Origin of the sequence: Lactobacillus delbrueckii subsp. delbrueckii DSM 20074 = JCM 1012 (genome assembly GCF_001433875.1) — a bacterium.
In the GTDB taxonomy this organism is placed as follows: domain Bacteria; phylum Bacillota; class Bacilli; order Lactobacillales; family Lactobacillaceae; genus Lactobacillus; species Lactobacillus delbrueckii.
Map to the genome: position 1 here is coordinate 449 of NZ_AZCR01000005.1, position 7,246 is coordinate 7,694.

The window sequence follows — 7,246 nt, forward strand, 5'->3', positions numbered from 1 at the left end:
CTGGCCAGCCAGCTGCGGCAGGCGGCTTTTGACAAGGCGGAAAAGTTCAGTTTTGCCAACCTGGATCAGCTGCCGCCCAGCACCTTGATCACCCGCTTGACCAGTGATATCAACCAGGTGCAGACCGGCTTCAACATGGCTTTGCGCCTCTTATTAAGAAGTCCTTTTATCGTCTTTGGGTCAATGATCGCGGCCTTTACGGTCAATGTTAAAGCGGCCTTGATCTTTGCCGTAGCGATTCCGCTTTTGGCACTGGTCGTTTTTGGCATCATGCTGGTCAGCATCCCCCTTTACCGGAAGGTGCAGAAGCGGCTGGATGAAATTACCCGCCTGAGCAATGAAAACCTGGCCGGGGTCCGGGTCATCCGGGCCTTCAGAAAAGAAAGAGCCGCCGTGGCCAAATTTGATGAAAAAGTTTCCGCCATGACCAAGCTGAACGAGTTCGTCGGCCGCCTGTCAGCCGCCATGAACCCGGTGACTTATGTCATGATCAACATCGCGGCCATTGTCTTGATTCAAGTTGGCGCCGTCCAGGTAAATACCGGAGCAATGGCTCAAGGGCAAGTGGTGGCTCTTTACAACTACCTGGCCCAAATGATCGTGGAACTGATTAAGCTGGCCAGCCTGATTATCACCATCAACCGGGCCTGGGCCTGCGGAGACCGGGTTGGCCAGGTTCTGGCCACGGAAAATGACTTGACTTATCCTAAAGCAGGTCCAAAGGTCACAAACAGCCAGGTTGACTTTAAAAATGTTTCCTTTACCTATCCGGCAGCCTCCGCGCCGGCCGTTTCAAACTTGACCTTTACGATCAAGCCGGCGGCGACCGTCGGCATTATCGGGGGGACGGGCAGCGGCAAGAGCACCCTCTTGAAGCTGTTGACCCGCTTTTATGACTGCGGGGAAGGGGAGATCAAACTGGGCGGCGTTTCCATAAAGGAACTGACCCAAGAGGAACTATTGGACCAGTATGCCCTGGTGCCGCAAAAGGCCCAGCTTTTTGCCGGCAGCATCCGGGACAACCTGTTGATGGGCAGGCTGGAGGCCAGTGATGAAGAACTCTGGCAGGCCCTCAGCCTGGCGCAGGCGAAAGACGTAGTCTTGGCTAAGCCCGGCCAGCTGGACTTTCAGCTCGAGCAGGAAGGCAGAAACCTTTCCGGCGGGCAAAAGCAGCGTTTGACCATCGCCCGGGCCCTGGTCAAGCAGGCTCCGCTTTTGATTTTAGATGACAGCGACAGCGCCCTGGACCTGGCAACGGGGGCGCGTCTGCGGCAGGCTCTGGCCAGCTTGAAGGACGTAACTAAGATTCTGGTTTCCCAGCGGGCTTCCAGCATCATGCAGGCTGACCAGATTCTGGTCTTAGACGATGGCAAACTGGTGGCTAGCGGCAAGCACGAAGAGCTTTTGGCCAACTGCCAGGTCTACCAGGAAATCTATTATTCCCAGTTCCCGAAAGAAAAAGAAGTAAAAGAAGATAAGGAGGGGAGCCGATGAAAAAGCAAGACAAGAAAATGACCAGCTGGCAGGCGATGAAGCAGCTTTTGCCAATTATCGGCCGCTACCGCCTTCTTTTATTCATCAGCATAATTCTGGCGGCAGTTTCCGTTATCTTCCAGCTTTATGTGCCGATCATCTTTGGCCGGGCCATTGACCAGATTGTCGGCCCTGGCAAAGTTGACTTTCCAGCTATTGGCCAGGACCTGGTCCAGATTTTAATCTTGGTGATTGTCTCAGCCGCCGCCACCTGGCTGATGGGCCTGATCAACAATAAACTGACCTACCGGACCGTCCAGGATATCCGGGAAAAGGCCATCCGGCAGCTGCAGCTTTTGCCCTTGTCATATCTGGACCAGCACTCAAGCGGGGACATTGTTTCCAGAATCATTGCCGACACCGACCAGCTCTCTGACGGCCTGCTCCTAGGCTTTTCCCAGCTTTTCTCCGGCTTGATCACTATTGTGGCTACCCTAGCCTTCATGCTCAGCCAGTCGGTGGAAATTACCCTCCTGGTTTTGGTCTTGACTCCTTTGAGTTTCATCGTGGCCCGCTTTATTGCCAGCCGGTCCTACCAGATGTTCAGAAAGCAGAGCCAGACTCGGGGCGAGCAGACCAGCTTGATTGAGGAAATGGTGAGCGGGGTCAATGTGGTCAAGGCTTTTGGTTATGAAAAAACCGCCTCAAGCCGCTTCGCTGAAATAAACCACCGCCTGCAAGAATACAGCCAGCAGGCGACCTTTTATTCCAGCCTGACCAACCCGGCCACCCGCTTTATCAATTCCCTGATTTATGCCCTGGTCGCCTTGGCGGGTGCTTTTGCCATCATGGGCGGGCGTCTTACGGTTGGTGGGCTCAGCGTTTTGCTAAATTACTCTAACCAGTACATGAAGCCGTTTAACGACATCAGCTCGGTGATTACTGAGCTGCAAAACGCGGCTGCCTGCGCCGGACGGGTCTTTGAACTGATCAATGAAGAGCCGGAAGCTGATCCGGTTGACTTGAATAAGGCTGATGGCGATTTGCCTGAAGTCAAGACCGGTTCAGTCGTCTTTGACCATGTCAACTTCTCCTACCAGGCGGACAAGCCTCTGATCAGGGACTTCAACTTGACTGCCAAGCCGGGGATGCGGGTTGCCCTGGTCGGGCCGACCGGCTGCGGGAAGACGACCACCATCAACCTGCTCATGCGCTTTTATGACGTGGATTCCGGCGGAATCTACTTAGGCGGCAGAAATATCAAGGACATGTCCCGCCATGCCCTAAGAAAAAAATTCGGCATGGTCTTGCAGGACACTTGGCTGGAAGAGGGGACAGTCCGGGATAACCTGGCTTACGGCAAGGAAGATGCTACTGACGAGGAAATCATCGCAGCGGCTAAAGCTGCCCACAGCTGGGGCTTTATCCGCCGCCTGCCCCAGGGCCTGGACACGCCCCTTTCCGCTGACAGCTTAAGCGCCGGGCAAAAGCAGCTGCTCTGTATCACCAGGGTCATGCTGCTGGACCCGCCAATGCTGATTTTGGATGAAGCAACCAGCTCTATCGACACCCGAACAGAAATGCTGATTCAAGCTGCTTTTGACAAGTTGATGCAGGGCCGGACCAGCTTTGTCGTGGCCCACCGTTTGTCCACGGTCGTTAATGCTGACTTGATCCTGGTGATGAAGGACGGGCAGATTATTGAACGCGGCAAGCACGCTGACCTTTTGGCCCGGGGCGGCTTTTACAGCCAGCTTTACCGCAGCCAGTTCGCGAAATTTCCATCATAACTGAATACTTTTTAAGCTTTTAACCGTTCTCTAGGTGAGAGCGGTTTTAATTTGCGAAATAATTGCAAAAATACTATTATTTTTTGAGAAAAAGATAGAAGGATTTAGTATAATTACTTTGTACAAGTCTCTAATGACAAAAAATAGCTAGATGGAAGCCGGTAATATGATTGAAAAAGATGATCTGACAAATTTCTTGCGAAAGTCTTTTACTTATATCCGGGAGCCCTTCCTGGGTTCTGGAAGTCAAGGATAATAAAACGGCCATTGTCTATGCCAATAAGAAGCTGCTGGATTTGTTTGCCTGCAAAAATATGGCTGAACTGACTGATTTTGCCTGGGAAAAGCTCTTCCCGCTGACTACAGGTCTAAGCGGTGATCATGCCGAATTTGAACACATGACAGTTGCAGATGCCAAGGGGCAAGAGCACCTGCTTAATGCTTAGGTTCGCAAGGCTGAAGTTGCTGGCCGGGAATTGCACCTGTGCTACATTACGCCGATCAACATCAACCGGACTCTTTTGACCGGCCTGCTGGACCTGCGCTCTTTCCAAGAAGTCGGCCAAAGCCGGACAAGGGACTGGATCAAGGAAGGCGAGCGTGTTTCGATTTCCTTTGACCTGGTGGGGATGAAGGATTACAACAACCAATACGCAGGGGGATGACCTGCTGCGCTTTGTGGGAGCTTGTCTTAAGGACAGTTTTGGTGACCAGGCCTGCACCCGGTCGGGTGAAGACCGCTTTTATGCCTACTGCCAGGAATATGGCCTGTGAGTCCTTGGAAGATCCTTTTAAGTCCGGAATAGTTTACTATGATGACAAGCTGGACCAAAGACACCGCCTGCAAGAGTATGTGCTTAGCCACATTGACGAGACCCTGGAAAAGGGCTGGATCCAGGTTTACTTTTCAGCCGGTTATCCGGACTTTGACTGATAAGGTCTGCAATCTGGAAGCTCTGAGACGGTGGATTGACCCGCCGGGGCCTGCGCAGCTGGGTCAATTACTATACAAAGGCCTCGACCATGCCAAACTGCGTGGTGACGGTCTTTGCCCTGGATGAAGGCGGTGAGTCGGAATTCAAGCGGATCGCAGCAACTGACGCGGAATTTTCGAGGTCAACCAGCAGCTCCTAAATGACCGGAGATACTTCAGCTCGAGAGGCTGACTTTGCTGAACAAGGGGATTTCTGCGCCAAGAATGATATTGACCGCATTCTGCTGGTTCCGGTTAAGAATGACTTTGGTGAGATCCAAGACTATTTGCTTCTGACTAATGTCTATGACAAGGGCGAAATTAATCTGGTTAGCCTCCTGCAGCACCTGGCGCCTGTCTTTAGCAAGAAGCTGCGGGACGCGGCTCTCAGGATTAAGCAAGATTAAGGTAAGAAAAAAGGAGTCATGCTGGTGACTCCTTTTACTTTCTGATAAATAAGCTTGGCGACTTGGTCTTGTAGCTGAAGCCTTCGCCCAAAGCTTCGTTGACGTCAAAGAAGATGATGAAGGCCTGCGGGTCTTCTTGCTTGACGATTTTCTTTAATTCTGGGATTTCTCTTGGTGACAGGACCAGGTAGATCATGTGGCGGGGTTCGTTGGAATAGCCGCCCTTAGCGTTAATGTAGGTGAAGCCCCGCTCTAAGCGCAGGTCAATCAGCTTGGCGATATTCCGGTAATTCTGGGAAATGATAAAGGCCCCCTTGGCCCGGGTCCCGCCTTCAGTAACCAAGGCCATGACTTTGGATAAAATGAAGCAGGAGACCATGGTGTAGCCGACATGGAAGAAGTCCAGGTAAGACAGGGAGCAGGCCAGGGCTAAGAAGTCCAGGGCCAGAAGACCCTTGCTGGGCGTGATCCCATATTTTTCCTGCAAGACCCGGGCGGCAATATCGCTGCCCCCGGTGGTCCCGTTAAAGTGGAAGACCAGTCCTAGTCCCAGCCCCGACAAGCAGCCGGCCGTGACAGCAGCCAGGAAGGGGTCGTGATGGAGGGGAACTTGGTCTATAATAGACTGCAGGGTCCACATGCTTAAGAAGAAGGACAGGCAAAGGGTTCCCCAGACGGTATAAATCATGGCCCGCTTGCCCATATATTTAAAGCCTAAAAAGATCAAGGGAATGTTGATGATGAAGGTGCTGAGACCGGGGTTGACCCCCCAGAAGTGGCGGATGATCAGGGTGAAACCCGACAATCCCCCGTCGGCCAGCTTGTTGGGAATCGACACCATGTCCACGCTGAAGGCGTAGATGGCCGAGCCCAGGGCAATCATCAGGATGTTGATCGTGTCACTAGTGGTCCATTTGAATTTTGGCTTGTTCATTTCGACACTCCTTTCTTAATTATTCCCATGCGTAATCAATTTTAGCAAAAAAAGTCGAGGTGGAGAAAAAGATGACTAATATTCGTATAACGGAAGTTTTTACCCAGGCCATGCCGGTCCTGGAAAAGTTGGAAGAAGCTGGCTTTGAAGCTTACTTCGTCGGCGGCTGCGTCCGCGACCTGCTCTTAGAGCGGCCGATTCATGACGTGGATATCGCGACCAGTGCCTACCCGGAAGAAGTCAAGGAGACTTTTGCCAAAAGTATCGACACTGGCATCCAGCACGGGACAGTGACCGTCCTTTATGGGGGATCCAGCTACGAGATCACGACTTTCAGAACGGAATCCGGCTACCAGGACTTCCGCCGGCCAGACAAGGTCACCTTCGTGCAGAACCTGGACGAGGACTTAAAGCGGCGGGACTTTACCATCAATGCCCTGGCCATGAACCGGCAAGGGGAGATCATTGACCTTTTCGACGGTTTAGGCGACTTGAAGCGGCGGGCGATCAAGGCTGTTGGCGTGGCTGAAGACCGTTTCCATGAGGATGCCTTGCGGATGATGCGAGCAGTCCGCTTCATGAGCCAGCTCTCTTTCAGCCTGGAAGAAAAGACCAGGCAGGCTATTATCAACAATCACGAGCTTTTAAGCAAGATTTCCGTGGAAAGAATCAGGGAAGAATTTGTCAAGCTGGCCCTGGGCAAGGACAGCCGGCAGGCTTTTAAGGACTTTTTGGCCACCGGCTTAAGCGAGGAATGCCCGGGTCTGGCTGGGAAAAAGGACCAGCTCTCTGTCTTCACTGACCTTAAGGCTGGTCCGGATGACGAAGCAGTCTTTTGGAGCTTGATCGCCGTTTTAATCAACCTGCCGGCTGACAAGATTTCGCCTTTCATGCGGGCCTGGAAGAACTCCAATGCAATGAACCAGCAAGTCAGACAGATCGTGGCCGCCTTTGACCTCTTGAGCCGGGGGGGAGAGAGCGATTTTGACCTCTTTGAAATCGGCAAGGAGAACCTGGAGGCGGCTTTAAAGCTAGCGGGGCTTTTGGGCAAGCCTCTATCCAGCCAGGTCCTGTTAGACCGCTATAACCGTCTGCCAATCAAGGCGGCAGGGGAGCTGGCCATTGACGGCCAGTGGCTGATCAAGGAGGGGATTAAGCCTTCACCGGAACTGGGCCAGCTTTTGCGCAAAGCCCTTGAGGGCGTGGTCAGCGGCCAGGTAGAGAACAGCCAGGCGGCAATCGCGGAATTTTTGGCAATCTAAAAGGCGCTGGTCACCAGCGCCTTTTTTATACATAAAATAAAACTGAAAAGAAAATCAAGATGGAGCCCAGCAAAACGAAGAAGTGCCAGATGACGTGGCTATATGGCAGGCCCCGCATAGAGAAGAAGAGGCAGCCAAAGGTGTAGGCAATCCCGCCTGAGACTAAAAGCCAGAAGCCGGTCGGCCCCAGGCTGAAATAAAGCTGGCTGCCGGCCAGGATCACCATCCAGCCCATGGCGATATAAAGGATGGTGTCGCCGATAACGTGCTTGCCCTGGTTGAAGATATAATAGAGGATCCCAAAGACCGTCAGGGCCCAGATGATGCTGAACATGACCCAGCCTTTAGCCCCGCCGATCGTGACCAGGGTATAAGGGGTATAAGAGCCGGCAATCGCGATAAAGATT

10 protein-coding genes are annotated in these 7,246 nt (G+C 52.7%); 8 read left to right on the forward strand and 2 right to left on the reverse strand.

Going from position 1 to position 7,246, the window contains the following annotated elements:
- From FD23_RS01720 to FD23_RS01740, 7 genes are all read left to right on the forward strand, one after another.
- On the forward strand, positions 1 to 1,494 hold a 1,494-nt coding region (locus FD23_RS01720; RefSeq protein WP_236743857.1), incomplete at its 5' end, for an ABC transporter ATP-binding protein.
- Positions 1,491 to 3,263, forward strand: a complete 1,773-nt coding sequence (locus FD23_RS01725) for an ABC transporter ATP-binding protein (RefSeq protein ID WP_052933692.1) — start codon at positions 1,491 to 1,493, stop codon at positions 3,261 to 3,263. The genes FD23_RS01720 and FD23_RS01725, both read left to right, overlap by 4 nt.
- Before the next feature lie 296 nt (positions 3,264 to 3,559).
- Positions 3,560 to 3,709: a hypothetical protein gene (locus FD23_RS09880; RefSeq protein ID WP_164477167.1), complete on the forward strand. Its 150-nt coding sequence runs from the start codon at positions 3,560 to 3,562 to the stop codon at positions 3,707 to 3,709.
- 30 nt (positions 3,710 to 3,739) lie between these two features.
- Entirely contained in the window at positions 3,740 to 3,928 is a 189-nt protein-coding gene (locus FD23_RS01730) for a hypothetical protein (protein ID WP_025895376.1), read from the forward strand.
- 80 nt (positions 3,929 to 4,008) lie between these two features.
- The gene (locus FD23_RS09940) at positions 4,009 to 4,197 is read left to right on the forward strand and encodes a hypothetical protein (protein ID WP_044880475.1); all 189 of its coding nucleotides are present in this window, start codon (positions 4,009 to 4,011) and stop codon (positions 4,195 to 4,197) included.
- A 35-nt stretch (positions 4,198 to 4,232) separates the two neighbouring features.
- Positions 4,233 to 4,397 (forward strand): hypothetical protein, encoded by a 165-nt coding sequence (locus tag FD23_RS09945; protein ID WP_003618682.1) that lies wholly within the window; start codon positions 4,233 to 4,235, stop codon positions 4,395 to 4,397.
- Entirely contained in the window at positions 4,398 to 4,643 is a 246-nt protein-coding gene (locus FD23_RS01740; protein ID WP_052933691.1) for a hypothetical protein, read from the forward strand.
- A gap of 34 nt (positions 4,644 to 4,677) precedes the next feature.
- Here the strand turns inward: FD23_RS01740 and FD23_RS01745 are convergent, their stop codons facing one another.
- Positions 4,678 to 5,577, reverse strand: a complete 900-nt coding sequence (locus FD23_RS01745) for a YitT family protein (protein WP_052933690.1) — start codon at positions 5,575 to 5,577, stop codon at positions 4,678 to 4,680.
- A 71-nt stretch (positions 5,578 to 5,648) separates the two neighbouring features.
- On the opposite strand from FD23_RS01745, the gene FD23_RS01750 reads away from it, so the two are divergent.
- Entirely contained in the window at positions 5,649 to 6,839 is a 1,191-nt protein-coding gene (locus tag FD23_RS01750; RefSeq protein ID WP_025895375.1) for a CCA tRNA nucleotidyltransferase, read from the forward strand.
- Between the two features lie 25 nt (positions 6,840 to 6,864).
- Here FD23_RS01750 and trhA read toward each other — a convergent pair.
- Positions 6,865 to 7,246 (reverse strand): PAQR family membrane homeostasis protein TrhA (gene trhA / locus FD23_RS10130; RefSeq protein ID WP_236743858.1); only part of this gene is annotated, 382 nt, incomplete at its 5' end.

Coding starts and splice junctions, on each gene's coding strand:
- FD23_RS01750 (WP_025895375.1), top strand. CDS start 5,649: ATGACTAATATTCGTATAACGGAAGTTTTTACCCAGGCCATGCCGGTC.
- FD23_RS01740 (WP_052933691.1), top strand. CDS start 4,398: ATGACCGGAGATACTTCAGCTCGAGAGGCTGACTTTGCTGAACAAGGG.
- FD23_RS01745 (WP_052933690.1), bottom strand. CDS start 5,577: ATGAACAAGCCAAAATTCAAATGGACCACTAGTGACACGATCAACATC.
- FD23_RS01725 (WP_052933692.1), top strand. CDS start 1,491: ATGAAAAAGCAAGACAAGAAAATGACCAGCTGGCAGGCGATGAAGCAG.
- FD23_RS09940 (WP_044880475.1), top strand. CDS start 4,009: ATGCCTACTGCCAGGAATATGGCCTGTGAGTCCTTGGAAGATCCTTTT.